Raw genomic sequence first — 26,735 nt, 5'->3', positions numbered from 1 at the left:
CGTGCGTCGGTCGGAGGCTCTGGGAACAGATCGAATAGGGTCCGACACAGTGTGGGTGAGTCGAACACAGGTAACTACGCATTGGGCGCAGTGTTTGGTGTCGCGGTCTTTGTGGGCACATTGCTAGGGGGACTAGCGGGTGCTGAAGGAGATAGTGCCCCTCAACCCCCGGCTTCTGGCGTGCAGCAAGTTGAGGCTGCAGTAGCGCACTAGGGGATACAGCGGGGTGAAGCCCGGTGGCCGCACGGAATTGAAGATGAGTAAACTACTGGCGTACCAACGTCAGTGAAAGGACCACTGTGTATTGCCCCTTTTGTCATAATGAGCAATCCCGCGTCATTGACTCGCGTGTGGTCGATGCTGGAGCGTCGATTCGTCGCCGGCGCGAGTGCGCTTCGTGCAAGGGGCGCTTTACCACGGTTGAAAAGGCCGTGCTGCTTGTCGTGAAGAGAAACGGTCTGGCCGAGCCCTTCAGTAGAGATAAATTGATCCGAGGTGTCCGGCGTGCCTGCCAGGGGCGAGACGTAAGCGACGATGCCCTGAAGAAGCTGGCGCAAGAAGTTGAGGAGACGGTGCGCAGTCATGGCTCCTCGCAGGTCAACGCGAACGAGATTGGTTTGGCCATCCTAGAGCCACTGCGTGACCTTGATGAAGTGGCTTATCTGCGCTTCGCCTCCGTGTATAAATCCTTTGAAAGCGCAGATGACTTTGAATCCGAGATTCGGCTGATGCGAAGGCGCGATCGCGAGGACTTTTAGCGCAGTTTGTCCACCGCCTTTTGGATACGGCGGAGTGAAACGGCATGGGCTGTGCCAAGGCGCTGAGCAAAAAGGGAAACTCGAAGTTCCTCTATCATCCAGCGTACGTCCTTGACCTCGCGGGTCTTTTCGCGGCCGGCTGGGAGGCTGCGCAGGCGATTGGATAGGTAGGCCTTGGCGTTATCTACCTCGGCTTGGCGGTCTGCATCGCGGTCCGGGTCAAGGTTCATGTCCTCTAGACGAATGCGCATGGCTTGGATATATCGCGGTAGATGACGCAGATGGGACATTCCTTGGACAGTGATGGCGTTTCGGGGAAGGAGGAAATCCAGTTGTGCGCGCATGTCATCGATTGCTGGACCGTCCCAATGAGCGAGTTCCGCTCGCAAGTTGGAGTACTCGGCGAGTCCTGGGGCAATAGCTACCACTGCCTGGCGTACGCGTCCTGGGACCTGAGGTTTGACGGTGTCTTTAAGCTTCTGGAACGCCGCAGGGGTGCGGACGGGCCCGCCGGCTTCGAGCATCAGGTCGCGGATCGCGGCGACGCGGGCGTCATTGACAAGGCCGTCGGCGCCGCCGTGCGGATAGGAATCGACGGCGACGCGTTGTTGCAGCGGCAGGCCCTTGACCATTTGTGGAGCATTGACGGATATCTCACGCATGAGGAGCGTAAGTGTGGTCGTGACCATGGCGGCATCTGCGGCAGCCTTGGTGGGATGCACCTTGAGCTCAACGCCGTCCTTTGTGGCGACTAGGGCGGGGTAGGCGGTGACTTCGTGGCCGTCGACGGTGGTCTTGACCGTGTCATCGATCTTGCCAAGGGTATCGTCGGTCCACTCGCTGACGGCGGTGGATTCTGAAGTGCGCGAGACGCGAGATACGGAGGACTTGATGTGTCCGGCCTGACGCCGCACGAGCGCCGCGAGGTCGCGGTCAGAGTCGACGACTTTGCCGCGCTTATCGATGGCCCCGTAGTTCATCCGCAGGTGGGCGGGTAGCTTGCTGGCCTGGAAGTCGGTGGCGTTGATGCCTTGGCCGCCGAGTTCGCGGAGGACGTCGGCAAGCTGCTGGGTGATGATGCCTTCATAAGGGATGAGGCGGTCGATGGCGCGCTCGGCAAATTCGGGCGCGGGCACGACGGTGCGGCGCAGGGCCTTAGGCAGGCTGCGGATGAGCTCGGTGACGAGCTCGAGGCGTAGACCCGGAACGAGCCAATCGAAGCCTTCGGTATCCAAGCCGGCGAGCATAGGAATGGGAACCATTACGGTGACGCCGTCGAGAGGATCGCCGGGCTCGAACTTGTAGGTCAGTTCGTAATCGATAGAGCCCTTACGCCAGTGGTCGGGGAAGGATTCCTCGGTGACCTCGTGGGAGTCATCGATGAGCTTAGCGGGATCGAAATCCAGCAGATCCGGGGTGCGGCGGCGCTCCTTTTTCCACCACGAGTCAAAGTGGCGGCCGGTGGTTACCTTTGCCGGAATGCGCTGGTCATAGAAATCGAAGAGCGTGTCTTCGTCCACGATAAGGCCGCGGCGGCGGGCCTTTTCTTCGTATTCAGCGGCGTCGTCAAGCGCTTGGGCGTTTGCCTTGAAGAAGGCGTGGTGGGTGTTCCAGTCGCCGGCGATAAGGGCATTGCGGATGAACATATCGCGGGCAGCGGTGGGATCAACGCGGTGGTAGGGCACGGTGCGGTCGGCCACGATGGGCACGCCGTAGAGCGTGGATTTTTGGTGCGCGATGGCGGCGGCGCGCTTGCGAGACCAGGTGGGCTCGGAGTAGTTGTGCTTGAGCAGGTCCCCACCGAGCTTTTCCACCCAGGCGGGATCGATGGCCGCGACATCGCGCGCCCAAAGGCGGGAAGTTTCCACCAGCTCGGCAGCCATGAGGAACTCGGGAGGCTTTTTAGCTAGGGCGGAGCCGGGGAATACCAGGAAGCGGGTGTTGCGCGCACCCTGGAACTCCTTGGAATTGCCATCGCGGGCGCCGATATTGGATAGCAGGCCCGAAAGGAGGGACATGTGGATGTCATCGGAGCGGCGCTCAGTGCCTTCCTGGTAGGTCCAGCCCAGCTGCTTGGCGACGTCCTTGAGCTGGTGCACCAAGTCAAACCACTCCCGGATGCGCATGTAGTGGAGGAACTCCTGTTTCATGCGCTTGCGGAATTTATTGCCGGATTGCTCGTTGCGGGTTTGCTTGATGTAATCCCATAGCTTGAGCATGGACAAGAAATCCGAGGTCTTGTCCTTGAAGCGGGCGTGGGCTTGGTCGGCCTGGGCTTGGAAGTCTAGGGGGCGTTCCCGCACATCCTGGATGGTCATGGCGGCAACGATGACCATGACATCATCGAGGCACCCGTTGGTATTGGCCTCAATAAGCATGCGTGCCATGCGCGGGTCCAGGGGGATGCGGGCGACATCGCGGCCGATGGTGGTGAGCGAGGGCTTGTCCTGCTTGTCGTGGAGGGCGCCGAGCTCGTGGAGGAGCGTGAGACCATCGCGGATGGCCTTGTGCTCGGGAGGTTGGATGAAGGGGAATTGTTCGATATCACCGAGCTTGAGCGAAACCATTTGGAGGATGACACTCGCGAGGTTGGTGCGCAGGATTTCCGGGTCGGTGAACTCGGGACGGCTTTCAAAATCTTGTTCGCTGTAGAGGCGGATGGCGATGCCGTCGGCAACGCGGCCGCAACGGCCGGAGCGCTGGTTGGCGGAGGCCTGCGAGATGGGCTCGATGGGCAACCGCTGGACCTTGGTGCGCGTGGAATACCGTGAGATGCGGGCGGTGCCGGTATCGACGACATAGCGGATGCCGGGCACGGTAAGCGAGGTTTCGGCGATATTGGTGGCCAAGACGATGCGGCGGCCGCGGTGCTCGCTAAACACGCGGTGCTGCTCTTGGTTAGATAGACGGCCGAAGAGAGGAGTGACCTCGACGTTTCTCCACTTATTGCCTTCGATGGCCTCCATGGCATCGCGAATATCTCGTTCGCCGGGGAAGAAGCACAGGATATCGCCGTCGCCTTCGCGCATGAGCTCTTCGATGGCCTCGATCAAACCGTCGAGGGGATCTTGGTCCACGACTTTTCCGCCGGCCTCGAATTCGAGTGGCCGGTAGCGGATTTCTACGGGGTAGGTGCGTCCGGAGACCTCGATAATGGGGGCGGGGTTGCCGTCGGCGTCGGCAAAGTGGGCGGCGAAGCTTTCTGGGTCGATGGTTGCGGAGGTGATGATCACCTTGAGGTCGGGACGCTTGGGCAATAGGCGCTTCAAGTAGCCCAATAGGAAGTCGATATTGAGCGAGCGTTCGTGGGCCTCATCGATGATGATGGTGTCGTACTTATTGAGGAAGCGGTCCCGTTGCATCTCGGCGAGCAGAATGCCGTCTGTCATAAGCTTGACGGCGGTGGTCTCAGAGACGCGGTCATCGAAACGAATGGCGTAGCCGACGGACTCTCCGATTTTCTGGTCCAGTTCCGAGGCGATGCGTTCGGCCACGGTGCGGGCAGCAATGCGGCGTGGCTGGGTGTGCCCGATGAATCCGCGGCGTCCGCGGCCCAAATCCAGACAGATTTTTGGGATCTGAGTGGTCTTACCAGAACCGGTCTCACCGGCGATGATGACGACCTGGTTATCTCTAATGGCCGCGGCGATATCGTCCTTGCGGTCCGTGACGGGGAGGGCGTCGGGGTAGGTGATGGCGGGAACGGCGGCGTCGGTAAGTGCGACGAGCTCGGCCGCAGCGTGGATCTCAGCGCCTATCTCCTGCAGCGCCTTTGGAGCCCGGGCCTTTTTCAGGCGGCGGCGGAAGGACCGGGCTTCAGAGAGGGTGACATTGTCGAGTGCAGCGAAAAGTTCATCGCGGGAAGGGGTTTCATTCATAGTCATGACTAGGCACAGAGTTTACCTGCCCGCCATAAATGAGGAAAAAGTTGTTAAAGTGAAAATACTTATCCATACACTGATTCGCATTCCTTAAGGAGGAACCCCGGTTATGCCGAACCCGTATTCGGGTGGAAATGGTGATTTTCCGCGCTACGAACCGACCGATCACCCCGAGGACCGACCAAACTACGGACAGCTTCCGTCTTATGATGGCAGCCATGAAGAAAACGCCCAAGGCTATGTGGGCTACCAAGCAGGCCAGCGGCCGTTTACCGGAAAGGTCTCCGCAATAGATGCGGTTTCTTGGGCTTTTAGGACTGTCTTTGGGAATTGGAAGCTGTGGATTCTAGGAACGTTGCTTGCTGGCATTCTCTGCGTAGTCTTTTTCGCCATTTCTGGCGGAATGGGTGCTGCGACGGTGAGTGCCGAGGGTGATCTCTCTGCCAGTTACACGATCACGCAGCCCATTTCGTGGGTGATTGGCATCGTTCTAACTCTGGTGGTTATGCGCCTGGCGCTTTTTCAGATTGATGATTCTCGCACCGGGTGGGGCTACCTGTTTAAGAATGTGCGCTGGTGGCAGCCACTAGTCATTATGATTGTCATCGGTATTGTCATCGGTGTTGTAGCGGGTCTTATCTCGTTCCTGGCTCTGCGTGGTTCGGCGGCGAAGCTGGCTGGCGGTGCCGAGCAGCTTTCCGATGAAGAAGCGTTCACCGCCGTCATGGGCATGCTCGGCGTCATGGCTGTGATTTCGCTGATTAGCTTCTTTGTGCAGCCGCTGTTCTCCCTGATGCAGTGGTTCGCGGCTGACGGCGATAGCGTTGATGACGCCGTGAAGAAGGGCTTTCAGGCAGGTAAGAATAACTACGGTCAAATGTTGCTACTGGCAATTTTGAACTTTTTCATCATTGTGGCCGGTTTCTTGCTTTTGGGCATCGGCCTCATCGTGGCTTATCCGGTCACACTATTGGCGCAAGCGCACATGTTCCGCCAGTGCGCGGGTCGCAACACCCTCCCGCAGGTATAGCACCAGATAGGTAAAGGCCACCGTTTCCCGCTTGGGACGGTGGCCTTTGGCGTGCTTGGCGACGCCCAGGGGCAACTAGAGGCAGTGTCCACTGCCGATTGTGGCTACTGCTGGGAGCGCTCTATCGCCTTGTTGTAGGCGGCGGTGATGAGCGTGCCGAATTCGCGGAATTCTTCGCTGCGGGCTGCAGAGGAGCGGAAGACGAGGCCGACCTCGCGCTCGGCTGTGACGTCGGGGGCGAAGTGGGCTACGGCTACATCCTTGCCATGGCATTCGGTCGCGAGGGCGGATTCGGGGACGAGGGTGCAGCCCAGCCCGCCCATGACCAGCTGCATGATGGTGGTCAGGGAGGAAGCACGGGTGACGGAATTGGTGGCCTCGGCGGGGTTGATACTGGCGTGGCGGCAGAGATCGACGACCTGATCGCGCAAGCAGTGGCCGTCGTCAAGCAGCAGCAAATCCAAGTCCTTGAGCTCCGCAAGCTCGACATCCTCGCGGCCGGCGATGGGGTGATCGGGCGGGCAGACAATGGAGAATTTCTCCGTGTAAAGCGGGCTATCGACCATGCCGGTGGCCTCGGATGGAAGGGCCATGATGGCAAGGTCCAAGTTGCCGTTGCGCAGGCGGGTAATGAGGTGCTGGGTTTGCTCCTCGACGAAGCGCGGCTCGAGCTCCGGGTAAGCCTGCGCAAGCATGGAGAGCAGATCGGGGAGGATGTAGGGGGCGATGGTGGGGATAACGCCGATAGTCAGCGGGCCGGCAAGGGTGCCGTTGGCGCCGCGAGCGTGAGCGAGGAAGGTATCGGCTGCTTCAAGCGTTGCCTTGGCGTAGGGGAGGAGGGTCTCACCGGCCGAGGTGACGATGACTTTGCGGGTCGAGCGCTCGATAAGCTGCAAGCCCAATCCCTGTTCGAGGGCAACGAGGCCCTGGGAGAGGGAGGGTTGGGAAATCTCGAGTTTGGCGGCCGCGGTACCAAAGTGCTTGTTTTCCGCAACGGTGACGAAGGTACGCAGCTGAGCAAGTGTAGGGCGGTACTCTTTATTATGCATGCCTATTACTCTAACACTTACCTATAGGATTTGCTATTGACGCGAGCGAAAAAGATGGTATAACTGATCGTGTTGGGCCGGATGCGGTCCGGCCCCGCTGCTTGTATGTCAAGCAGCAGGACACTTAGAGGAAAAGCCTTTGATAAAGGAGTTGAAGACTATGCCTATTTTGACCGTCGGCGAGAAGTTCCCAGAGTTCAATCTCACCGCCCTGACAGGTGGCGACCTGCACAACGTCAACGCTAACCAGCCGGAGGACTACTTCGAGCAGGTATCCCTGGACAAGTACGAAGGCAAGTGGAAGGTCGTCTTCTTCTACCCGAAGGACTTCACCTTCGTCTGCCCGACCGAGATCGCTGCCTTTGGCAAGTTGGACGAGGAGTTCCAGGACCGCGATACCCAGATCCTCGGCGGCTCCACCGATAACGAGTTCGCTCACTTCAACTGGCGCGCTACCCACCCAGAGCTGAAGGAAGTTCCTTTCCCGATGTTCTCTGACGTGCGCCACGACCTCATCCGTGCACTGGGGGTAGAAAACGCTGATGGCGTTGCTGACCGCGCCACCTTCATCATCGACCCGGATGGCGTTATCCAGTTCGTCTCCGTTACCCCGGATGCCGTTGGCCGTAACGTAGACGAGGTTCTGCGCGTGCTCGACGCCCTGCAGTCCGAAGAGGTCTGCGCTTGCAACTGGGAGAAGAACGACCCAACCAAGAACATCAACAAGATGGACGTCGTTCAGTCCGCACTCTAAATCTCACTGAGATGCAGGTTCACCCCGCTTTCGTGGCGGGGTTTCCTTTTAGATCCAGTGCAGAGAAATCCTATCAAAACCTCAAAGGAGAAAAGCTATGTCTATTGATAATCTGAAGTCCTCCCTGCCGGAGTACGCCAAGGACCAGAAGCTCAACTTGGGAGCCCTAACCCGCTCGAAGGACCTCGATGAGGAGCAGCTCTGGGGCTGCCTGCTGGCATCGGCTGCCGCAACCCGCAATGACACCGTGCTGTCTGAAATCGCGGAGGAAGCAAAGGAGCACCTGTCTGAGGAAGCTATCGAGGCATCCTACGGCGCAGCCACCGTTATGGCTATGAACAATGTTGCCTACCGCGCCAAGGGCTGGTTGGGCGATGACTACGCACAGGTTAAGTTCGGCCTGCGCATGAACATCATCTCCAAGCCAGGCGTGGACAAGGCCAACTTCGAGCTGTGGAATACCGCAGTCTCCGCCATCAATGGCTGCGAGCACTGCCTGGGTGCTCACGCTCACGAGCTCAATGAAGCTGGCCTGAGCAAGGAGCAGGTCTGGGAGGCCGTCAAGGTTGCGGCCGTTGTCCAGGCTGTGGCACAGGCCATCCAGATTGAGGCCGCACGCTAAAATAGCCGGCCTTTAGCCGCGCTCGCGCTTGCCGACGCCCCCTCACTCGGGGCGTGGCAGCCAGGGCGGCTTTGTCGTTTTCGCTGGCTAGTACTCCACGCGCAGGTCCGACAGCCGGACTTCGCCGGCCTCATCGGAGGCATCGAGATCTACCGTAGCGACGAACTGGTAGGCGTGGTCGCCGTCTGGGTCCTTGATGATCTGGCGCACGGACCACGCACGCGAGTCAGTATCGCCTAGGCGGAAAAACTCCGGGCCGCGGGCCTCGGGGCCGGAATCGATGTCATCATACTCATCGAAATAGTCATCCAGGATAGCGCCGAAGTCCGGCACCTCGTCCAAGTAATCGAGCAGGTCCGCCAAACGATCTTCCTTTTCCAATGCAAAGAGCTGCACCAAGCGGAACATGTAATTGCGCACCATGATGGTAAAGGCGCGGCGATTGGCCGTGAGCGCGGTGGGGTCCTCCACACCAAAGGCCAGCTCGCGGTCCACCGTGTCTTGGTCGATGGGGGAGTCTTCGCCGGCCATCTGCGCCCATTCGTCGACAAGCGAGGAGTCCACTTGGCGGATAAGCTCACCTAGCCAGACAACGATGTCCTCGAGCTCCGGAGTGTTGTACTCGTCCGGAATGGATTGCTTAAGGGTGCGCCAGGCGTCGGTCAGGTAGCGCAAAATCACGCCCTCGGAGCGGGCCAGGCCATAGGTTGCGACCAGATCCGAAAAGGTCATCGCATTCTCGAGCATGTCGCGCACCACGGACTTGGGGCGCAGCTCGAATTCCTTGACCCACGCATTGGTCTCAGCGAAAGTATCGTAGGCCTGCTCCAACAGCTCCTCGAGCGGCTTCGGCCAAGTTATATCCTCCACCATATTCATGCGGTCGGTGTAGTCCACACCGTCCGCCTTCAGCGCGGCAATCTCTTCGCCGCGGCGCTGCTTCTGCTGAGCGATGAGCACCTGGCGCGGGTCATCCAGGATGGCCTCGAATACGGAAATGACGTCCAGGTTATAGGTCTCCGCTTCCGGATCCAGCAGCGAGAGCGCGGCTAGGGCGAATGGACCCAGTGGCTGGTTGAGCGCAAAGTCACGCGGCAACTCTCGCACCAAATGGTAGGGACGGCCGTAAATATCCAAACCCTTGGTGGATTTTTGTACCACGCCGGAATCTACTAGTCCGCGGAAGAGATCGATGGCGGTGAGAATGTCCTTATTCTGTTTGCTGCGATTATCGTGATTGTCTCGCAGTAGGTGGCGTATGTGCTCGTAGCCATTGCCATGGCGCGCCAAGACGTTGAGCAGCATGGAATTAGAAACGCGGAACTGAGAGGTAAGCTGTTCCGGCTCAGCCTCAGTAAGGCGCGCGAAAGTCTTCTCGGACCAGGACACCTCGCCTTCTCGGGCGGACTTTTTCTTAAGCTTCTTCAAGCGTTTGGGGTCGTCGCCGATGCGGCGGCGTTCCTTGGCATTTTCGATCTCGTGCTCGGGGGCCTCGACCACCACAGTGCCCTCGGTGTCATAGCCGGCGCGGCCGGCGCGGCCGGCAATCTGGTGGAATTCGCGCGATTTGAGGATGCGTTGGCGCTGGCCATCGAACTTGGCAAGCCCAGTCATCAGCACGGTGCGGATGGGCACGTTAATACCCACTCCTAAGGTATCGGTGCCGCAAATGACCTTAAGCAGGCCCTTTTGTGCCAGGCGCTCCACTAGGCGGCGGTATTTGGGCAGCATGCCCGCGTGGTGGATGCCGATGCCCTTGCGCAAGAGCTTGGACAGATCTTTGCCAAAGGCAGTGGTGAAGCGGAACCCACCTATTTCTTGAGCAATCGCTTCCTTTTCTTCCTTGGTAATGATCCCCGAAAGTGAGGTGAGCGCCTGGGCGCGCTCGGCCGCTTCACGCTGCGAGAAGTGCACCACGTAGATGGGTGCCTTCTTATCGGCCAAGAGCTCCTCGATGGTCTCGTGCACCGCGCTAAAGACATAGGAGAAATCCAGCGGGACAGGCCGCGTGGTGCCGGCGACGAGGTTGGTGGCGCGGCCAGTGCGGCGGGTGAGATCATCTTCTAGCCACTGAGTATCGCCCAAAGTGGCGGACATGAGCAGGAACTGCGCCTTGGACAACTCCAGCAGCGGCACCTGCCAGGCCCAACCGCGATCCGGCTCGGAGTAGTAGTGGAACTCGTCCATCACTACTTGGTCGATATTGGCCTCGGCGCCATCGCGCAGCGCAATATTGGCCACAATCTCGGCGGTGGCGGCGATGATGGGGGCATTGCCATTAACGGTGGCGTCGCCAGTCATCATGCCCACATTTTCGGCGCCGAAGATATCGCACAGGGCAAAGAACTTCTCGCTCACAAGGGCCTTAATCGGCGCAGTATAGAAGCTGCGCTGGCCACGAGCTAGGGCGATGAAGTGTGCAGCATTAGCCACCATGGACTTTCCCGAGCCTGTAGGGGTAGCGAGGATAACATTATCGCCGGCCAAAATACCGAGCGAGGCTTCTTCTTGCGCTGGGTACAAATTGATACCCCGGCCGGTGGTCCACGAGGTAAAGGTATCCCAAATTGCCTCGTCTACGAGGGACTCGGGTACTTCCGTTAAATCTGGCAGCAGCTGAGATAAGTTCACCCCCACCACCTTAGCGGCGATGGGGGCGGGTTAGTTAGATATCGTCACCTAAGTCGCCCTCGCCCGAAGCAGAATCAGTGCCATCCTTGCCATCATCGGACTGCGGGCCTTCCTCTTCGGCGGAATCTTCGCGGTCATCGATCTCGGTATTGATGATCTGCTGGCTTTCTTCTTCATCCAAGGAAGCCAAAAATGCCTGGAACTCCTCGCTGATTTCCTCACCGGTAGGCATGGGCTCCTCGCCGGGCATGATTGCCTGCGGATGCTCCTTGCGGTAGCGCTCCATATAAGCGTCATACTGCTGCTCGAGTTGTTGGACTACGCCTTCGATCTCATCCGAGCCACCAACTTGTTCCTCCAGTTGGTTTTCCACGCGAGAAATATCGGCCTCAATGCTGCCCAAAGGAATATTGAGGCGCGCCGCCCGAGCCACCGAATCCAGCAACTGGAACGTGGCCTGCGGATAGGGCGAAGCTGCCAGATAATGCGGCACGTGGACGGTATATCCAGCCACCGTGCGGTGCTTATCCGCCAGAGCCTTTTCCAGATACAGCGCGGCGGAGCCTGGCACCATCATGGTGGAATCCATCGAGAGCATGTGCTCAGTCAAGCGGGAGGAGGTGCCATGGGCCGTAACCACCGTGGGGCGGGTATGCGGCACCGGCATCGGCGCGGCATAGAGCATAATGGTGTCTTCGATGTTGAACTTTTCCACCAACTTCACCACGGCGGTAGTAAACGCCTCCCAGCGCATGTCTGGTTCAGGGCCAGACAGCAGTAGGAAGGTCTTTCCGGAATTATCGCGCAGGACCTTAATACCAAGATCCATGGACTCGATTTCCAGCGCCCGATCCTTATCAATCGTGATGGCTGGGCGGCGCGAGCGGTAATCAATCAGCTCATCAGAGTTAAACGACGCCAGCTGACGGCCTTCCAAAGCGGCCTTCAGGTGGTCAGCACTTGCCTCAATGGCCTGGCCAGCGTCAGCATAGCCGTGCATGGCAACAATCATGGTGGGGCCTTGTCCGTCACCGGAATCATCCCTAATCACCGGAGCCGGATATTCCAGCTCATACATGCGGCGATCTTCTTCGTGCATGTTGTGTTACCTCCTTGCATTCTTACCTACCCCAACGCCGCGCGCGTGCCTACTATTCCCGCGCGCACTGCGAGGTTAAATAAACAATTGTGCCCCAAACCGCTGCGCATTGCCAGCGCAATCCCGGGCGGGTTGTGGAAAGCCGCTAGCCGACGCCCCCCTTCACCCCACCTATCCACAGATCCCCACCACCTAATCCTTAGCGGCCTATGCATAGTTGCGCTCATGGTTGAGGCTGGGGCCATGGACATCACAACACCAACTCAGCCCATCCGTACGCCCGGCGATATCCTCGCCAATATCCCAGGAATCCTCGGATTCTTTCCCACCGAATCAGTCATCCTCATCTCCATCCAACCCAGCCAACGCGGATACAGCATCGGACCAGTAGCCCGCCTCGATTTGCACGATGTGCCTGGTGCCCTGCACGAGGTGATGGATGCGTTTCACTGCGGAAACCCCGAAATCATTTTTTGCTTCGTGCTCTCCCAGCGCGAGGAAGGAGAGCTCTGGGACATTCTGCAGTCTCTTTACCATTTCCAAGACCGGACAGGTATGGGCATCGATGCCTGCTGGCTGTCCGAAGAACTATCCACCGATACCGCCTATGACCTCATCTTTGGCCACGCCACAGAAAGCGGCGAGGGCCCGCTGCAGAATTGGATGGAAGGAACCATACCCGCCATCTCGACGAGCCACACGATGCGCGCCTGCGTGAATAACGGGATGCTTCCGGAACTTAGCCGTCATGACTTGGTCCAGCGTTTCAAGGACCCGAACCCATACTTTGGGGAAGAAGAGATTAGGGCCATGGAGCGATGCGCCGAAGAGATTGCCCGCCAACTGCGCGCCGGGCACGGATACGGCACTACAGATCCAGTGCAGGTGGTCAAGCACCTCATTGCCGATGTGCTCTATGTGCTCAGCGAGGTCGAATCGCTGGAGGAAACCCTAGAAAATGAAGAATTGTTGTGTGTGGCAGCCATGTGGATGTCTACCACCTGGACCCGCGACCTAGTCATTACGGAGCTTGTCTCCGCGCCGCAGGAAGCAGGTGACCTGTTATTGGCGGTAGCCCGTACATTCCAGGGGTCTATTCGCTACAACGCCCTAGCTTTGTATGCTGCTAGCCAGGTGTCTCACGAATTCGGAATTTATGCCGGTCCGGCGCTGGCAGTAGTAGTAGAAGAGGCGCCCCATCACAATTTGGGGCGCCTCATAGCGCAGGGGTATCGCAGCGGTATGGGAAAGCGGTTGGTCTCCAGCCTATGCCATGGTTGCGAGCTAGCCCGCGAAGCGGCGGGGCTCCGCGTTGACAGCCCCGCCTAACACGCGCGGCGTCTAGGACCGCTTTGCGGAATGTGCCTTATCGCCAAGCTGTCGGGTGAAGTTCCACGCGTCGGTGACGATGGTTTCCAGGTCCGTACGGGTGGGATTCCACCCGAGTTCCCGCTGAATCTTCTCTGAGGAAGCGATGAGCGTAGCTGGGTCGCCCGCGCGGCGCGGGGCCACCTCAGCCGGAATATCGTGGCCGGTGACCTTGCGACACATCTCGATGACTTGCTTGACGGAGTACCCATCGCCAGAACCCAAGTTGTAAATGCGGTGCTTGCCAGATTCGTTGGACTCGAGGGCAAGCACGTGGGCGTCGGCTAGATCGCGGATATGGATGTAGTCACGCACTGGGGTGCCGTCTGCGGTATCCCAGTCATCGCCGAACATGAAGATCTTATCCCGGTGGCCCAAAGCAACCTGCAACACGATGGGGATGAGGTGGGTTTCTACCTCGCGGTTCTCGCCAATATTTCCGTAGGCACCAGCCACATTGAAATAGCGCAGCGAGGTAGCGCCCAGGCCGTAGGCGTGGGCAAAGGACGTGATCATGTAGTCGATGGCCAGCTTGGTCGCACCATACGGATTGGTGGGCTGGGTTGGCATGTCTTCCGTAATCGGGACTTGGTCGGGCTCACCGTAGGTTGCAGCGGTGGAGGAAAAGACGAGGTTTTTGACGTCGTTATCCCGCATGGCATTAAGCAGTGTCAGGGTAGTAACGACGTTGTGCTGCCAGTACTCATCTGGCTTTTCCACGGATTCGCCCACCAAGGAGCGCGCAGCGAAGTGAATGACGCCTTCGAAGCCACCTTCGCCCAGGACATCGGCAGCCTTGTCCGCGACGTCGCCCTCGATGACGCGGGCGGCTTCCGGAACGGCCTCACGGTTGCCGGTGGAGAAATTATCGATGATGGTTACGTCATGGCCTTGTTCGACCAATACTGCGGCGCAGACGCTGCCCACGTAGCCGGCGCCACCGGTAACGAGAAGCTTCATAGCTATACCTCCACGCGCACTGCGTGCGCCAAATCGTCGGAAAGCACGACGCTGCCACCTTCCGGTGTCGACAGTGTGATCGTGCCGCTGTTATTGACCACAGATACCTTGGCGCCCACACGAATGCCGGCATCGGTGAGCTCCTGGAAGGTGCCATCATCAACCTGCAGGATTTCATTGACCTGGATGACGGTCGCGGAGACCTGCTCGCCATTGGGGAGATCGACCGCCCGGGTGCCCTGGTCCGGCTGCGGAACATCGAAGCCAAGTGCAGACAGTGCCGGAATAGGATTGCCAAAGGGGGACCGCGTCGGGTCATCGAGAACGGCGACCATGCGCTTTTCCACCTCTTCACTCATGACGTGCTCCCACCGGCAGGCCTCGTCGTGGACCTTGGCAATGTCGAGCCCCAGGACGTCGGTAAGCAAACGCTCTGCCAAACGGTGCTTGCGCATGACTGCGGTTGCTAGGTCGCGGCCCTTGTCCGTGAGATCCAAACTGCGGTCGGTGCGCACGTGCAAAAGGCCATCGCGCTCCATGCGGGCCACAGTCTGAGAAACCGTAGGTCCGGACTGCTCCAAACGCTCCGCAATGCGGGCGCGCAGGGGAGTAATGCCTTCTTCCTCTAGCTCGTAGATGGTCCGCAGATACATCTCCGTTGTATCAACTAGGTCCCTCACGTGGGCATACCTTTCTGTGTGAATACAGTTACGCGGCTATAGTCCCGTCCAAGAACGGGAAAGCGCTTTCTAGACTCTGCAGTCCAGATTAGCCTACCCAAGGCTTGGCTCGCCGCTAGGAACCAAGCCGATGCCTTATCCACGCCAAACCCCGAGCCCATGGCGGTACGTTGCCAAATGGGCCCGGGGATAGGATGTGCTGCCGAATGCAGTAGGCGTGGATTACAAAGCGTACTCGCGCAGGCGATCGGCGCGGTTTCCATCGCGCAGCTTTGCCATGACTTCGCGCTCAATCTGGCGTACACGCTCGCGTGAAAGGCCGAAGCGGCGGCCTATCTGATCCAAGGTGCGCGGAACACCATCATCGAGGCCATAACGCAGGCGGATGACGTCCTGCTCGCGCTTCTCTAAGGTGTCAATCACACCGCGGATATCGGAGTGGCGCATAGATGCGACGACCGCAGTTTCAGCATCGGTAGCTTCTGCATCTTCAATGAAGTCGCCCAAAGGAGCTTCTTCATCGGTACCTACCGGCATATCGAGAGAGACCGGATCGCGTGACTGGCGCAGCAGCATTTCAATCTTGTTCTCATCAATACCGGATTCTTCCGAAAGCTCCTCGTTGGTAGCTTCGCGGCCCAATGATTGATACATCTCGCGCTTAATACGAGAAAGCTTGTTAACCTGCTCAACCAAGTGGACTGGGAGGCGAATGGTGCGGGACTGGTCAGCCATGCCGCGGGTAATCGCCTGACGAATCCACCAAGTGGCGTAAGTGGAGAACTTGAATCCCTTGGCGTAATCGAACTTCTCCATTGCGCGGATAAGGCCTAGGTTGCCCTCCTGGATGAGATCCAGCAGTGGCATACCGCGGCCGGTGTAGCGCTTGGCCAGCGAGACAACTAGGCGCAGGTTGGCTTCGAGCAGGTGGGAGCGTGCCTTCTTGCCTTCGCGGGCGAGGATCTTTAGGTCGCGCTTTTCGGCACGGGTGAGCTTTTCTGCGTTATTGAGCTTGTACTCCGCGTACAGTCCAACCTCGATGGCCTGAGCGAGTTCTACCTCATCTTCCGCGCTGAGCAGTGCGGTCTTGCCGATGCCGTTGAGATAGACGCGGACGAGGTCGGCAGAAGGATTATCGTTGGTTTGGTTGCGGCGAGATCCGCGGTCTACTTCCTGTTCTTCATCAGTAGTGGCACTTGAAGTGCCCTTGGCGGTGGTGGCAGATGTCTTCGTCATAGTGAAGCCTCCTGAATTTGTCGCCGGTTTCACACAGTACAACGGAGTCTTTAGCGATTTAGTTCCCAGTGCAGAGAGAATTAGTAAAAACAGTTGGTCCCCGTGGTACAACTCCACCTTTTCGGGGGAGAGGTACCACGGGGAACGGTTACGAGCTGCGAATAGCTTGGTATGTGGAACTACTATCCGCGCACCTGGACGAGGTAGCGGTAGATAGTCGGTTCAGATACGCCTAGGCGCGTCGCTGCCGCGGCAATTCCGCCTTTAAGAAGGAAGAATCCTGCATCCTCAAGGTCAGAGACCACTTCGAGTCGCTCCTCGCGCTGCATGCGAGGTACTGGCGTGCTCTGGTTAGAAATTGCGGAATTCAACATGGAATCTAGAAGGTTCTCTACGTTGGAACGCAAAGACTCGCTGACTTCTTCCTTCTCTGGCTCCTCTTCCGCAGCCTCGTCTTCTGGAGCCGGGTCTGGTACCGCGACGGGTCGCTGCGGCTGCTCTTCCGTGCCGGGATAGCCGCCGAAGGCCTTCGACTTATCAAATGCGGGATCATCGGCGTTGCCGATAAGTGCGGCGGCAGTATCGCGAATGTGTACCAACTCGGAGACGTCAACATTGATGCACAGCATGCCGCGCATATGGCCAGAGTCGTCTCGGATGAAATAACTAGAAGAGCGGCAAATTTTGCCTTCCGCATTGACGGCGCGGTAGCCGGTCATCATGGGGATTGCTGCGGCATCGCCTTGTTTCATAAACCACAGAGCGAAGTCGGTCACGGGGCCGCCTAGCTGCCGGCCAGAGATGTGGCCGTTGGCGATGGCCATGATGGATTTATCGGGGACGTCGAGATCGTGCAGCACGATTTCGGTGTTGGGGCCCATTGCCTTACCGAGGAATTCGACGAGGGGAATGTACTGCTCGAGGAAATTTTCTTCGGAGGCACTGCCGCTAGGGAAATTCATTAGCTGAAGCATGTCCTTTAATTCCTGTCAGGTTATAGAGAAGATATCACACGGAAGCGAGTAGGCGGAAGGGGGGGAACTAGCGCCAAGAAGGCCGGGTGAACACAAGCGGCTTAGCGCTGTGCTCACCCGGCTCATCGCTTCTCTACAGGGTGGTCTCTATCCACACACCGGAACTGGTGGGTGAACTGCTAGGGCCAGGCCACCTTGTGAGGTCTCCCTGTACTTGGCGTTCATATCCTTACCAGTCTTATACATGGTCCAGATGACTTCGTCCAAAGAAACGCATGGCTTGCTCTCGCGCTCCAGCGCCATGCGGGCGCTGGTGATGGAGTCAACGGCAGCGACAGCGTTGCGCTCAATGCAGGGGACCTGAACCTGTCCAAGGACTGGGTCACAGGTCAGGCCTAGCTTGTGCTCCATGCCAATCTCGGCTGCAATGCAAACCTGCTCTGGGGTAGCGCCCATGAGCTGGGCGAGACCGCCAGCAGCCATGGAGCACGCTACACCAACCTCACCCTGGCAGCCGACCTCAGCGCCAGAGATGGAAGCGTTCATCTTGTACAGGGAAGCAATCTGGTTGCAGGCGAAGATGTAATCAGCAAACATCTCGGTGGTGACGGGCTCAACGAACTTGTCGTAGTAGGCCAGTACCGCCGGGACAACGCCGCAGGCACCGTTCGTGGGAGCGGTAACAACGCGGCCACAGGATGCATTCTCTTCAGAGATAGCCAGTGCGAACATGTTGACCCAGCTGAGGATGTTCAGACCATCGTGCGGTTCGGACTGCTCTAAGCGGCGCCTCAGGGCAGCGGCGCGGCGGGGGACAAGCAGGGAACCTGGAAGCGGACCGTCGGTAGCGGAGCCGCGCTCGATGCCGGTGTACATGACATCGCGGACCTTGCGCAGGTGCTCGTTGACTTCGTCTTCCGAGCGCAGGGCCAACTCGTTGGCCAAGCCAAGCTCCGGGAGGGTCATGTTGTTCTTCTCGCACAGCTCGAGCATCTCTGCGGCGCTAGCGTACGGGAAGGGGATATCAACCTTGGCGTCCGTGCGCTTGGCAAAGTCTTCCTGTTTGACGATGAAACCGCCGCCGACCGAGTAGTAGGTCTTGTGCAGGATGTCTTCCTCGCCGGCGAAGGCGATAAGACACATGCCGTTCTCGTGCATTGGGAGGTACTCATCGTGGAAGTAGAAGCCGCCGTCCTTGGGGAATTCCACCTCGTGGGAGCCGCCCAGCATGAGCTTCTCGCTGCTGCGGACGTTCTTCATGAATTCGGAGATGCCGTCGATATCAACTGTCTCTGGCTCTTCACCGGCGAGGCCGAGGAGGATGGCCTTGTCTGTGGAGTGGCCGATGCCCGTGAGGGAGAGGGAGCCGTAGACATTTGCCTGAACTCGAGTGACCTTGTCAAGGAGGTCCTTTTCCTTGAGTTCGTCCACGAAAGCCTTGCCGGCTTTCATTGGGCCTAGGGTGTGTGAGCTTGAGGGGCCGATGCCAATCTTGAACATATCGAAGATGCTGATGAACATTGTTCTTTCCTTGAATCCTCTGCGATTTTCTCGTCTGCGGCGGTACTTAGAAGGCCTGGACGATGGAGTAGATGATGGTTGCTAGGGCGACGAGGCCCATGAAGAAGACGAAGTAGTTGGAAGCCATGCCCTTGTAGCGCTTCAGCGCTGGGACCTTGTGGATGGCGACCATTGGGATGATGAAGAGCATGATGGCAATCGTCGGGCCACACAGGGTTTCAATCATGCCCAGGATGGATGGGTCAGCCCAGGCGACGAGCCAAGCGGTGACCAGCATGAAGATGAGGGTGATGGTATCGAGCTTGTGAGCGGACTCTGCGTCGTCCTTGCTTGCGTTCTTGCTGCCCTTGATGACGAGGCCTTCGAAGCCTTCGGCTGCGCCGAGGTAGTGGCCGAGGAAGGACTTAGCAACTGCAATCATGGCGATGACTGGGGCAATCCACTGGATAAGTGGGTTATCGAAGTGGTTGGCCAAGTAGGACAGGATGGTGATGTTTTGTGCCTTAGCGTCCGCCATGTCAGCCGGGGAGAGGCTTAGAGCGGTGGAGAAGACGAAGAACATAACCACGACGACCATGAGGATTTCTGCGCGGAGCAAGGTCTTGCGGGACTTGGCCTCAGCGAACTTGCCGTAGGTCTGGCGGCGGTCAACGGCGAAGGAGGAAATCATCGGGGAGTGGTTGAAGGAGAAGACCATAACCGGAACCAGCAGCATCAGGGTAACGCCCATGCTGTGGCCAGAAGCCTCGCGAGCGACGTTGAGGTCGAAGGAATCGAAGAGCGCGGTATTCCACTTCGGGATGAGGTAGAGGGAAAGCAGAACCAAGATGCCGATGAATGGGTATACCAAATAGGACATGACGTGAACTACGACGTCCTTGCCCATGCGGACGATTAGGATGAGGCCGCCTACCAGCAGGAGGGAGGTAAGCCAGCGGTCCGGAGGAGTAATTCCGAGCTGGTGCTCCAGGAAGGAGTTGACCGTGTTGGTGATGGTGACCGAGTAGACCAGCAGGATGGGGTAGACCGACAGGAAGTACAGGATGTTCATGAGCACACCAGCCTTCTTGCCAAAGTGCTCTTCCACGACGTCCGTGAGGTCACCGTCTGGCTTGGAACTGGACAGTACCAAGCGGGTCATTCCGCGGTGAGCCCAGTAGGTCATAGGCAGTGCTAAGACCGTCATGATGATAAGCGGGATGATGCCACCGATGCCGGCGTTAATGGGAAGGAAGAGGACACCAGCGCCGATTGCGGTGCCGAACAGGGAGAGCATCCATACGGTGTCTTCCTTATTCCACTTCGGTGCACCCTTCTGGCCATCGAACGGGGTGTCAATGCCAGGGGCGGGTGCGGATTCCTTGGATGAGGGAGCTGCCTTGGAGGCCTTGAGATCCTCAGGCATCTCAGCCTGGTTTTCTGGGTGCTGGGCCTTGTTGCGCCGCGTGATTGAGTGGGACATTTTCTTTCCTACATCTAGTTGGTCGGCCGAAGCGTTTGGGCTTCTGCAACCATGAGTGAGAAAAATTTTCTCACTCAATTTTGCGTTTGTAGGATTTTGAGAAACTATCTCGCATCCTGCATGTCCAGCCCTTTTGCTTCGCTGTGCCTTCAGTATAGAACAAAATCTTGCAGAATGATAATAAATTATTGCACTGCGAGTAGGGCATTTATCACTCTCTGAGAATTTGCATTCCCTTGCGCTTTATGGCTTGCTTTACACAAAATCCGGAAAAGTGGTTTACGTCACGGAATCGTTTGTAAAAGGGACTGCTTAACACGATTTTCAGATCTCGTGGGGCGGAAATTGAGGGTGCGGGCTAGGTCTCTACCAAGACGGTGAAAGGTCCTTCACTCACAGAGGAAACGCGCATTTTAGCCCCGAATTGGCCTGTTTCTACTGACACGCCGTGTTCCCTGAGGCTCGCAATAATCGCCGCGATGACCGGTTCGGCCTCGGGTCCTGGAGCGGCATCCGCCCACGAAGGGCGTCGCCCTTTGGCAGTGCGGCCGTACAAAGTAAATTGGCTCACCACAAGCACGGGCGCTCCGGCATCAATGACTGACACTTCGCCATCAAGAATGCGCAGTTCTGCAATCTTGCGTGCCATCTTCTCAGCGCGGGGCTGCCAACCATCCATATCCTCGCGTGAGACCCCAATTAGAGCGAGAAGGCCACCGGTTTCGGGACTAGTAATGGCCCCTACGGTCTCTCCATCGACGGTCACTGTGGCCTCTGATACCCGAGTCAAAACTGCGCGCATGGTTTACTTCTCCTTATATAACGAGTGGGGGACAGTGTGGATCTAGCTGAGGTCCGGCGAATCGGTATCCAAGAGGAGATCAGCTGGGATAAGCAGGCCATGTCGGACCATATCGATCACGGCGGGTAGGGCAGCAGTAGTAAGTTCTGCTTCGTCGAATCCGTGCGCCGCCGCATACAGGCCAATGGTTTCTTCCAGGTTCAAGCCCTGTGGGTTGAGTCCGGCGACAATGGCAGCGATGTGTTCATCTACTTCGTGGCTCCAGCGCGGACCGTCGGTGCGAGTAAGGCGTAGAGCGGCCCGTGTAAATCCCTGGCCCAAATCCCCATCTGGGGTGCTGATATCTTCGCGTGCCAGCCCCGGGCGTACCTGGAAGTGCTTTCCCTGTAGCTCGCCGGGTACTAGGTCGCGCAACCACGCCACACGGGCAAAGTATTCTTCTACTTCAGGTCCAAGTGGGTCGCTAAAGGCCTGCGGCATTTCTTCGGCCAAGATATCGGCAGGTTCATCGTCGCCGATGCGTCGGATAGCGACAAATCCAAAGCCAATGCCATTGACCTCATGTTGCTGGAAATGTTCCAGCCAGGCGCGAGAGCGCTGTTGTCCTTCAGGGGAGCGTACATCCAGGGATTCATCCTCGAGCCAGGTGGACACATAGAGTGCGGGATCGGCTACGTCGCGCTGGATGATCCAGGCAGCAATTCCCTTGTCTGGCAGCCAGGAGGCAACGCGTTGCTGCCAGGTCTCGCCGCTGGTGTGTACCCAAGCTGCCAGAAGGTGAGCCGTGCCGCCAGGGGTTAGGTGATCGGTGGCCCGAGAGACAACCAGCTCGCTGGCACCGTCCAGATTTAACCCGGAATCGCGGTAGACGTGGCCAACTTCGGGAAGGCCAACAACAAAAGGTGGGTTAGCTACGAGGCGGTCAAAGCGGCGGCCGGCTACGGGGGCGAACCACGAACCTTGCAGCAATTCCACTTTCTCGCTATCGCCAGTAGCGGCAATGGTAGCCTCGGCCAACTCCAATGCACGCTCATGCACGTCGGTGGCGGTAATCTTTTCAGCGCAATCGAGCTGCCCCAGCAATTGGACGCCCGAGCCAGTGCCTAGATCTAAGACGCTGCCCACTGGGCTTACTGGCGTGGATTGCAGCAGCGAAAGGCTTGCCGCACCAACGCCAAGCACATGGTCTGGGCCAGGTACGTGGTCGACCAAGGAGGCGTCGACGTCGGAGAAGATGAGACGGTTGGCGCCAACGATGGTGTGGGGGCGGATATCGAGGGCAATGTAGGCCTTGCCATGGGCGTCGGCAAGCGCAACATTGGCATCGAGCAACTGGGTAGCCAAGCGCGCGCCTACCGCCTCGCCCAAAAGCGTGGCCGGTAGGTGTTCATGCAGGAGGAAGAAGCGGATCAAAAGATCCAATTGAGATTCGCTGTGCGCGGCGAGCGCAACTGGTGCGGGTTCGCCGCGGAAGAGGGCCTCGGTAACTTCCGGACCTAGGTGCCCGGCTACGCCATCGGTAGTAAAACCGGCGGCGGTAAAGACGTCGGAAAGCTCTGCGGCCAGCGTGGCTAGCGCGGTGGCATCAAAGTCGGGGCCAAAAGCGGTCGTCATGTAGGCAGGAATCCTTTACTCTTCTTCGTGATCAATGATGTCGTGGTGTGCCTCAATAGGCCGGGCAGTGCCGCCGGATACCTGTGGGGCGTGGGTCTGGCTATAAAGCTGCCGGTTCATGGCTGGCTTGTACACGTTTTTCTCGCGCTTATCCTTCTTTTCTCCCCGGCCGTTGCCAATCACCACGGCTATCCAGGGGAGGGGAAATGTCACGCCCACAATGATGGCGGCTAAAAGCCACCAATGCATATAGAGGAAATAACCGGCGATGAGCAGGGAAGGAACGCGCAAAAACTGAAAGATTCCGTACCGGATTTCGCGGCGCTTGCGGTCCTGGCCAGGCGAGAGCTTGGCATCTGTGATGAGGTAGCGCTCTTTTTTGCCAAACAACCTAGACTCGGCTCCCCTCGTGCGCATCGGCGTTCCCTCGATAAGGGGAGAAGGGCGCAGTGGTTGGCGTGCATGACGTGTACATGTTCTCCAAGGGTAGCCGCCTGACTCGCAAAGTTCGATGCCGATGCGGCAAAATGGAGTGCGTGACTACGACTACGAAGACAATTGAACGGCCAGATATTCGTGAAGACACTTCGACGACGGATAATGACACGCCGAAGTTCTTCCACTACGTCAAAAAGGATCACATCCTCGATTCCGCGGTGAACGGCAAGTACGTCGTTGCGCTGTGCGGCGAAACTTTCCCGGTGACCAAGCAGGCAAAGCCGGGTTCTCCGGTGTGCCCCGATTGTGAGCGTGTGTATAAGGGTCTGCGCCGCAAGTGAGGACTTTTAAAAAGACTAACCTTCGCGCCTGGCAGCAATCCGCCCTCGATAAATTCCTCGCCACTAAGCCGCAGGACTTCATGGCGGTGGCGACCCCGGGCGCCGGAAAGACTACTTTCGCACTGCGCATTGCCACCGAGCTCATGGAAGACCGTACGGTCGAGCGCGTAATCGTGGTGGTGCCTACCGAACACCTCAAGACCCAGTGGTCGAGCGCTGCCGCGCGCGTGGGTCTGGCTCTAGATCCGGCGTTTAGCAATTCCTCCGCCGTTAATCCCTCGATGGACGGCATCGTGGTGACTTATGCGCAGGTGGGTATGCACCCCTTCAAGCACCGCGCGGTGGCCTCGGCTCGGCGCACTTTGGTGATCCTTGACGAGATTCACCATGCAGGCGACGCCAAGAGCTGGGGCGATGGCGTCAAGGAAGCCTACGACGATGTCAATCACCGCCTGGCCTTGACCGGTACGCCTTTCCGCTCCGATGACTCGCCCATTCCATTCGTCCAATACGTGGACGATGGGGAGGGGCACAAGGTATCCCGCTCGGACCATACCTATGGCTATGGCGATGCGCTTGCCGACGGCGTCGTGCGCCCCGTTGTCTTTCTTTCTTACTCTGGCGAAGCCCGCTGGCGCGACTCGGCCGGCGAGGAACATGCAGCCCGTTTGGGCGACATTATGAATGCGGAGCAAACCGCCCGAGCGTGGCGCACCGCCTTGGACCCCAAGGGTGAGTGGATCCCTGCTGTGCTGCAGGCGGCGCATACCCGCCTGATGCAAATGCGGCGCAATATGCCGGATGCCGGCGGCCTTGTGCTGGCTTCGGATACGACGACCGCACGCGCGTATGCCAAGATCCTCAAACAGCTTTCTAATACGCCAGTGTCGGTGATTTTGTCTGATGATCCCGGTTCCTCGGACCGCATTCAGGAGTTTTCTGAGTCCACCGATGAGTGGATGGTGGCAGTCCGCATGGTGTCCGAGGGCGTCGACGTCCCGCGCCTTGCGGTGGGCGTTTATGCTACCTCGGCGTCGACACCTCTCTTTTTCGCCCAGGCCATCGGCCGCTTCGTGCGCTCGCGCATGCCGGGCGAGACGGCATCGGTTTTCCTTCCATCGGTTCCTGTGCTGCTGGGCTTGGCGGAAAATATGGAAAAGTCCCGCGACCACGTCTTGGGTGAAGAAAAGCCCGACAAGGAAGGCTGGGACGACGAACTGCTAGAGCAGGCGAATCAGAAAAAGACCGAACCAGACATGCTGGAGAAGTCTTATGAGTCGCTTGGTGCCGAGGCAGAGTTTTCGGGGCTCCTCTACAACGGTTCTCAGTTCAATACCGGGGATATGACCACCGATGAGGAAGCGGATTTCCTTGGCATTCCCGGGCTACTGGATGCGGACCAAGTAAAAGACTTGCTGCGCAAGAAGCAATCCGAAGAAATGGACCGCCGCGAAGCGGAGGAAAAGGCGCGGCGCGCTGCTGAGGCGGAGGAAGCTCACCGCCGTAAGCTCTACGGCATGGACTATGCGCCGGCCTCGCGGAAGAAGTCTATGGAGTCTGAGTCCAGCGACACCGGAGTCGTCGATGAGCTAGGCCAGCTGCGCAAAGAGCTCAATACGGTCGTATCCATCGCTGCCCAGCGCTCGGGCCGCCCGCATGGTGCTATCCATACTGAGGTGCGCAAGGCCTGTGGCGGCCCGCCCACCGCGCTGTGCAATGCCGAGCAGCTGCGCGAGCGCATCGACTATCTGCGCAAGTGGTAGAGCGGCCGTTGGAGGCCTAGGAATAACTATGAAAAAGCCCGCACCGAAATTGGTGCGGGCTTTAATTCGCGTGCAGCTGCAGCGATTAGTCGAGGTAGTCGCGCAGAACCTGCGAGCGAGATGGGTGGCGCAGCTTCGACATCGTCTTGGACTCGATCTGGCGAATGCGCTCGCGGGTAACTCCGTAGACCTGGCCAATCTCGTCTAAAGTGCGCGGCATGCCGTCGGTCAAACCGAAGCGGAGGCGAACCACGCCGGCTTCGCGCTCGGACAGGGTAGTCAGCACGTCTTGGAGCTGATCCTGCAACAAGGTGAAGGATACGGCGTCGACCGCAATGACGGCCTCGGAGTCCTCGATGAAGTCACCCAACTGGGAATCGCCTTCGTCACCGATGGTCTGATCCAAGGAAATGGGCTCGCGGGCGTACTGCTGGATTTCGAGCACCTTTTCCTCGGTGATGTCCATCTCCTTCGCCAGCTCCTGCGGGGTAGGCTCGCGGCCCAAGTCCTGCAAGAGCTCGCGCTGGATGCGGCCCAGCTTGTTGATGACTTCCACCATGTGCACTGGGATGCGGATGGTACGAGCCTGGTCAGCCATGGCGCGGGTAATGGCCTGGCGGATCCACCACGTGGCGTAAGTGGAGAACTTATAGCCCTTGGTGTAATCGAACTTCTCCACAGCGCGAATAAGGCCCAAGTTGCCTTCCTGAATGAGGTCCAAGAAAGCCATGCCGCGGCCGGTGTAGCGCTTGGCCAAGGAAACCACCAGACGCAGGTTGGCCTCCAGCAGGTGGTTCTTGGCCTTGCGGCCATCGCGGGCGATGCTGCGCAGGTCGCGCTTTTCCATGGGGGAGAGCTTGGCGGCCTTATCGCCTTCGGCGCGGGCCTTTTCCATCTCGTCCATGCGGTGCTGTGCGTACAGGCCAGCCTCGATGCGCTTGGCCAGAGAAACCTCTTGCTCGGCGTTGAGCAGGGCGACCTTACCAATCTGCTTGAGGTAGGCGCGGACGGAGTCAGCGGAGGCGGTTAGCTGCGCATCCTTGCGTGCCTGACGCAGCGCAGCGGACTCTTCCTCGTCCCAGACGGAAGAGGAGTCTTCCTCTTCTTCCTCATCGTCGTCGTCCAAATCCTCTTCGAGGTCATCGTCCTCGAGGTCTTCGCCGGCGTCGAAGTCATCATCGTCTTCGATGTCCGCATTGGTGGGATCGAAGTCGACGTCTTCGTCGTGCTCGTCCTCCTCGAGCTCCTCTTCTGCTTCCGGCTGTGCCTGCTTTTCGGACTCGGCTGGGGATTCCTGCTTCTTTGCCGCGGATTTGCGGACCGTCTTCTTAGTGGCCTTCTTCGCAGACTTTTTAGTGGTCTTCTTGGCCGACTTTTTGGCGGTCTTCTTCGCAGTCTTCTTGGCTGTTTTCTTAGCGGTCTTTTTGGCCGTCTTCTTAGCCGTCTTTTTCGCGGTTTTCTTTGCCGTCTTCTTGGCGGTCTTCTTTGCAGGAGTAGATGCCTCAGCGGCGTTTTCGCCCTCGCCGAGTGCCTGGTCTGAAGATTCAGTGGCTGCCACGTACGCCCTTTCGACTAACTTCTTGATTGAAACAGCTCAGTGCGCCCTAGTGGGGCGCTCGTGCATCAGTGTGATGTTAACGCGTTGTGGCCATATGCAGGCCAGAAACGCCCTAGAGCTATTTAACTTAGGATCGACCGCCCAGTATAGAGGATCTTTCCAATCTGCCGGTGGATAGGGTCACCTGCAGTGCG

Annotated in this window: 21 protein-coding genes; 7 read left to right on the top strand and 14 right to left on the bottom strand. The window is 58.4% G+C overall.

Going from position 1 to position 26,735, the window contains the following annotated elements; all coding sequences use genetic code 11:
- The first annotated feature begins 299 nt into the window (after positions 1–299).
- Positions 300–758, top strand: a complete 459-nt coding sequence (gene nrdR / locus MHY24_RS03120; protein WP_005328590.1) for a transcriptional regulator NrdR — start codon at positions 300–302, stop codon at positions 756–758.
- Here nrdR and hrpA read toward each other — a convergent pair.
- Positions 755–4,642: an ATP-dependent RNA helicase HrpA gene (gene hrpA, locus MHY24_RS03115; RefSeq protein ID WP_239228319.1), complete on the bottom strand. Its 3,888-nt coding sequence runs from the start codon at positions 4,640–4,642 to the stop codon at positions 755–757. The genes nrdR and hrpA overlap by 4 nt on opposite strands.
- Before the next feature lie 106 nt (positions 4,643–4,748).
- Here hrpA and MHY24_RS03110 point away from each other — a divergent pair, with 106 nt between their 5' ends.
- On the top strand, positions 4,749–5,669 hold the full coding sequence (locus MHY24_RS03110; protein ID WP_239228318.1) for a hypothetical protein: 921 nt from the start codon (positions 4,749–4,751) through the stop codon (positions 5,667–5,669).
- A gap of 104 nt (positions 5,670–5,773) precedes the next feature.
- On the opposite strand, the gene MHY24_RS03105 is transcribed toward MHY24_RS03110, so the two are convergent.
- Positions 5,774–6,718 (bottom strand): hydrogen peroxide-inducible genes activator, encoded by a 945-nt coding sequence (locus tag MHY24_RS03105; protein ID WP_239194040.1) that lies wholly within the window; start codon positions 6,716–6,718, stop codon positions 5,774–5,776.
- A gap of 160 nt (positions 6,719–6,878) precedes the next feature.
- Between MHY24_RS03105 and MHY24_RS03100 the strand changes: the two genes are divergently transcribed.
- Both MHY24_RS03100 and MHY24_RS03095 read left to right on the top strand, forming a co-directional pair.
- A complete protein-coding gene (locus tag MHY24_RS03100) occupies positions 6,879–7,472 on the top strand; it encodes a peroxiredoxin (RefSeq protein ID WP_239228317.1) in 594 nt (197 codons plus the stop codon).
- A gap of 97 nt (positions 7,473–7,569) precedes the next feature.
- Positions 7,570–8,094, top strand: a complete 525-nt coding sequence (locus MHY24_RS03095; RefSeq protein ID WP_239228316.1) for a carboxymuconolactone decarboxylase family protein — start codon at positions 7,570–7,572, stop codon at positions 8,092–8,094.
- A gap of 87 nt (positions 8,095–8,181) precedes the next feature.
- Here the strand turns inward: MHY24_RS03095 and MHY24_RS03090 are convergent, their stop codons facing one another.
- Both MHY24_RS03090 and MHY24_RS03085 read right to left on the bottom strand, forming a co-directional pair.
- The gene (locus MHY24_RS03090; protein WP_239194034.1) at positions 8,182–10,725 is read right to left on the bottom strand and encodes a DUF3516 domain-containing protein; all 2,544 of its coding nucleotides are present in this window, start codon (positions 10,723–10,725) and stop codon (positions 8,182–8,184) included.
- Between the two features lie 34 nt (positions 10,726–10,759).
- Positions 10,760–11,824 (bottom strand): PAC2 family protein, encoded by a 1,065-nt coding sequence (locus tag MHY24_RS03085; RefSeq protein WP_239228315.1) that lies wholly within the window; start codon positions 11,822–11,824, stop codon positions 10,760–10,762.
- A 225-nt stretch (positions 11,825–12,049) separates the two neighbouring features.
- On the opposite strand from MHY24_RS03085, the gene MHY24_RS03080 reads away from it, so the two are divergent.
- Positions 12,050–13,153 (top strand): DUF4192 domain-containing protein, encoded by a 1,104-nt coding sequence (locus tag MHY24_RS03080; protein WP_239194032.1) that lies wholly within the window; start codon positions 12,050–12,052, stop codon positions 13,151–13,153.
- 12 nt (positions 13,154–13,165) lie between these two features.
- Here MHY24_RS03080 and galE read toward each other — a convergent pair whose 3' ends face one another.
- The 9 genes from galE to MHY24_RS03035 all read right to left on the bottom strand — a co-directional run bounded on the left by galE (position 13,166) and on the right by MHY24_RS03035 (position 22,831).
- A complete protein-coding gene (galE, locus tag MHY24_RS03075; protein ID WP_204608719.1) occupies positions 13,166–14,152 on the bottom strand; it encodes a UDP-glucose 4-epimerase GalE in 987 nt (328 codons plus the stop codon).
- Between the two features lie 2 nt (positions 14,153–14,154).
- Entirely contained in the window at positions 14,155–14,832 is a 678-nt protein-coding gene (locus MHY24_RS03070) for a metal-dependent transcriptional regulator (RefSeq protein ID WP_005328577.1), read from the bottom strand.
- 222 nt (positions 14,833–15,054) lie between these two features.
- The gene (locus MHY24_RS03065; protein WP_005325073.1) at positions 15,055–16,068 is read right to left on the bottom strand and encodes a sigma-70 family RNA polymerase sigma factor; all 1,014 of its coding nucleotides are present in this window, start codon (positions 16,066–16,068) and stop codon (positions 15,055–15,057) included.
- Between the two features lie 182 nt (positions 16,069–16,250).
- On the bottom strand, positions 16,251–17,030 hold the full coding sequence (locus tag MHY24_RS03060) for a transcriptional regulator (RefSeq protein ID WP_239194030.1): 780 nt from the start codon (positions 17,028–17,030) through the stop codon (positions 16,251–16,253).
- A 159-nt stretch (positions 17,031–17,189) separates the two neighbouring features.
- Positions 17,190–18,563 (bottom strand): L-serine ammonia-lyase, encoded by a 1,374-nt coding sequence (locus tag MHY24_RS03055; RefSeq protein ID WP_204608726.1) that lies wholly within the window; start codon positions 18,561–18,563, stop codon positions 17,190–17,192.
- A 46-nt stretch (positions 18,564–18,609) separates the two neighbouring features.
- Complete coding sequence (locus MHY24_RS03050) at positions 18,610–20,025, bottom strand: HAAAP family serine/threonine permease (RefSeq protein ID WP_204608729.1); 1,416 nt, start codon at positions 20,023–20,025, stop codon at positions 18,610–18,612.
- Positions 20,026–20,383: 358 nt separating this feature from the next.
- Complete coding sequence (gene dtd, locus MHY24_RS03045) at positions 20,384–20,827, bottom strand: D-aminoacyl-tRNA deacylase (RefSeq protein ID WP_239194028.1); 444 nt, start codon at positions 20,825–20,827, stop codon at positions 20,384–20,386.
- Positions 20,828–20,869: 42 nt separating this feature from the next.
- Positions 20,870–22,441: a class I SAM-dependent methyltransferase gene (locus MHY24_RS03040; RefSeq protein WP_239228314.1), complete on the bottom strand. Its 1,572-nt coding sequence runs from the start codon at positions 22,439–22,441 to the stop codon at positions 20,870–20,872.
- A gap of 15 nt (positions 22,442–22,456) precedes the next feature.
- Positions 22,457–22,831: a DUF3099 domain-containing protein gene (locus tag MHY24_RS03035; protein WP_239194026.1), complete on the bottom strand. Its 375-nt coding sequence runs from the start codon at positions 22,829–22,831 to the stop codon at positions 22,457–22,459.
- Positions 22,832–22,968: 137 nt separating this feature from the next.
- On the opposite strand from MHY24_RS03035, the gene MHY24_RS03030 reads away from it, so the two are divergent.
- Both MHY24_RS03030 and MHY24_RS03025 read left to right on the top strand, forming a co-directional pair.
- Positions 22,969–23,220 carry a DUF3039 domain-containing protein gene (locus MHY24_RS03030; RefSeq protein ID WP_005325062.1) on the top strand — a complete coding sequence of 84 codons (252 nt, stop codon included), beginning with the start codon at positions 22,969–22,971 and terminating at the stop codon, positions 23,218–23,220.
- Entirely contained in the window at positions 23,217–24,983 is a 1,767-nt protein-coding gene (locus tag MHY24_RS03025) for a DEAD/DEAH box helicase (protein ID WP_239228313.1), read from the top strand. Before MHY24_RS03030 ends, MHY24_RS03025 begins: the two co-directional genes overlap by 4 nt.
- Positions 24,984–25,068: 85 nt before the next feature.
- On the opposite strand, the gene MHY24_RS03020 is transcribed toward MHY24_RS03025, so the two are convergent.
- On the bottom strand, positions 25,069–26,541 hold the full coding sequence (locus MHY24_RS03020; protein WP_005325028.1) for an RNA polymerase sigma factor: 1,473 nt from the start codon (positions 26,539–26,541) through the stop codon (positions 25,069–25,071).
- Between the last annotated feature and the right edge of the window lie 194 nt (positions 26,542–26,735).

It is taken from the genome of Corynebacterium sp. ACRPQ (assembly GCF_022347225.1).
Lineage (GTDB): Bacteria > Actinomycetota > Actinomycetes > Mycobacteriales > Mycobacteriaceae > Corynebacterium > Corynebacterium tuberculostearicum_D.
The sequence above is the reverse complement of the archived record's forward strand: the minus strand, read 5'-3'. Positions and strand labels throughout refer to the sequence as shown.

Excerpts from the sequence above, each read along its gene's own strand:
- hrpA (WP_239228319.1), bottom strand. The coding sequence starts at position 4,642 with ATGACTATGAATGAAACCCCTTCCCGCGATGAACTTTTCGCTGCACTC.
- MHY24_RS03110 (WP_239228318.1), top strand. The coding sequence starts at position 4,749 with ATGCCGAACCCGTATTCGGGTGGAAATGGTGATTTTCCGCGCTACGAA.
- MHY24_RS03105 (WP_239194040.1), bottom strand. The coding sequence starts at position 6,718 with ATGCATAATAAAGAGTACCGCCCTACACTTGCTCAGCTGCGTACCTTC.
- MHY24_RS03100 (WP_239228317.1), top strand. The coding sequence starts at position 6,879 with ATGCCTATTTTGACCGTCGGCGAGAAGTTCCCAGAGTTCAATCTCACC.
- MHY24_RS03095 (WP_239228316.1), top strand. The coding sequence starts at position 7,570 with ATGTCTATTGATAATCTGAAGTCCTCCCTGCCGGAGTACGCCAAGGAC.
- MHY24_RS03085 (WP_239228315.1), bottom strand. The coding sequence starts at position 11,824 with ATGCACGAAGAAGATCGCCGCATGTATGAGCTGGAATATCCGGCTCCG.
- MHY24_RS03080 (WP_239194032.1), top strand. The coding sequence starts at position 12,050 with ATGGTTGAGGCTGGGGCCATGGACATCACAACACCAACTCAGCCCATC.
- galE (WP_204608719.1), bottom strand. The coding sequence starts at position 14,152 with ATGAAGCTTCTCGTTACCGGTGGCGCCGGCTACGTGGGCAGCGTCTGC.
- MHY24_RS03065 (WP_005325073.1), bottom strand. The coding sequence starts at position 16,068 with ATGACGAAGACATCTGCCACCACCGCCAAGGGCACTTCAAGTGCCACT.
- MHY24_RS03060 (WP_239194030.1), bottom strand. The coding sequence starts at position 17,030 with ATGAATTTCCCTAGCGGCAGTGCCTCCGAAGAAAATTTCCTCGAGCAG.
- MHY24_RS03055 (WP_204608726.1), bottom strand. The coding sequence starts at position 18,563 with ATGTTCATCAGCATCTTCGATATGTTCAAGATTGGCATCGGCCCCTCA.
- MHY24_RS03050 (WP_204608729.1), bottom strand. The coding sequence starts at position 20,025 with ATGTCCCACTCAATCACGCGGCGCAACAAGGCCCAGCACCCAGAAAAC.
- dtd (WP_239194028.1), bottom strand. The coding sequence starts at position 20,827 with ATGCGCGCAGTTTTGACTCGGGTATCAGAGGCCACAGTGACCGTCGAT.
- MHY24_RS03040 (WP_239228314.1), bottom strand. The coding sequence starts at position 22,441 with ATGACGACCGCTTTTGGCCCCGACTTTGATGCCACCGCGCTAGCCACG.
- MHY24_RS03030 (WP_005325062.1), top strand. The coding sequence starts at position 22,969 with ATGGAGTGCGTGACTACGACTACGAAGACAATTGAACGGCCAGATATT.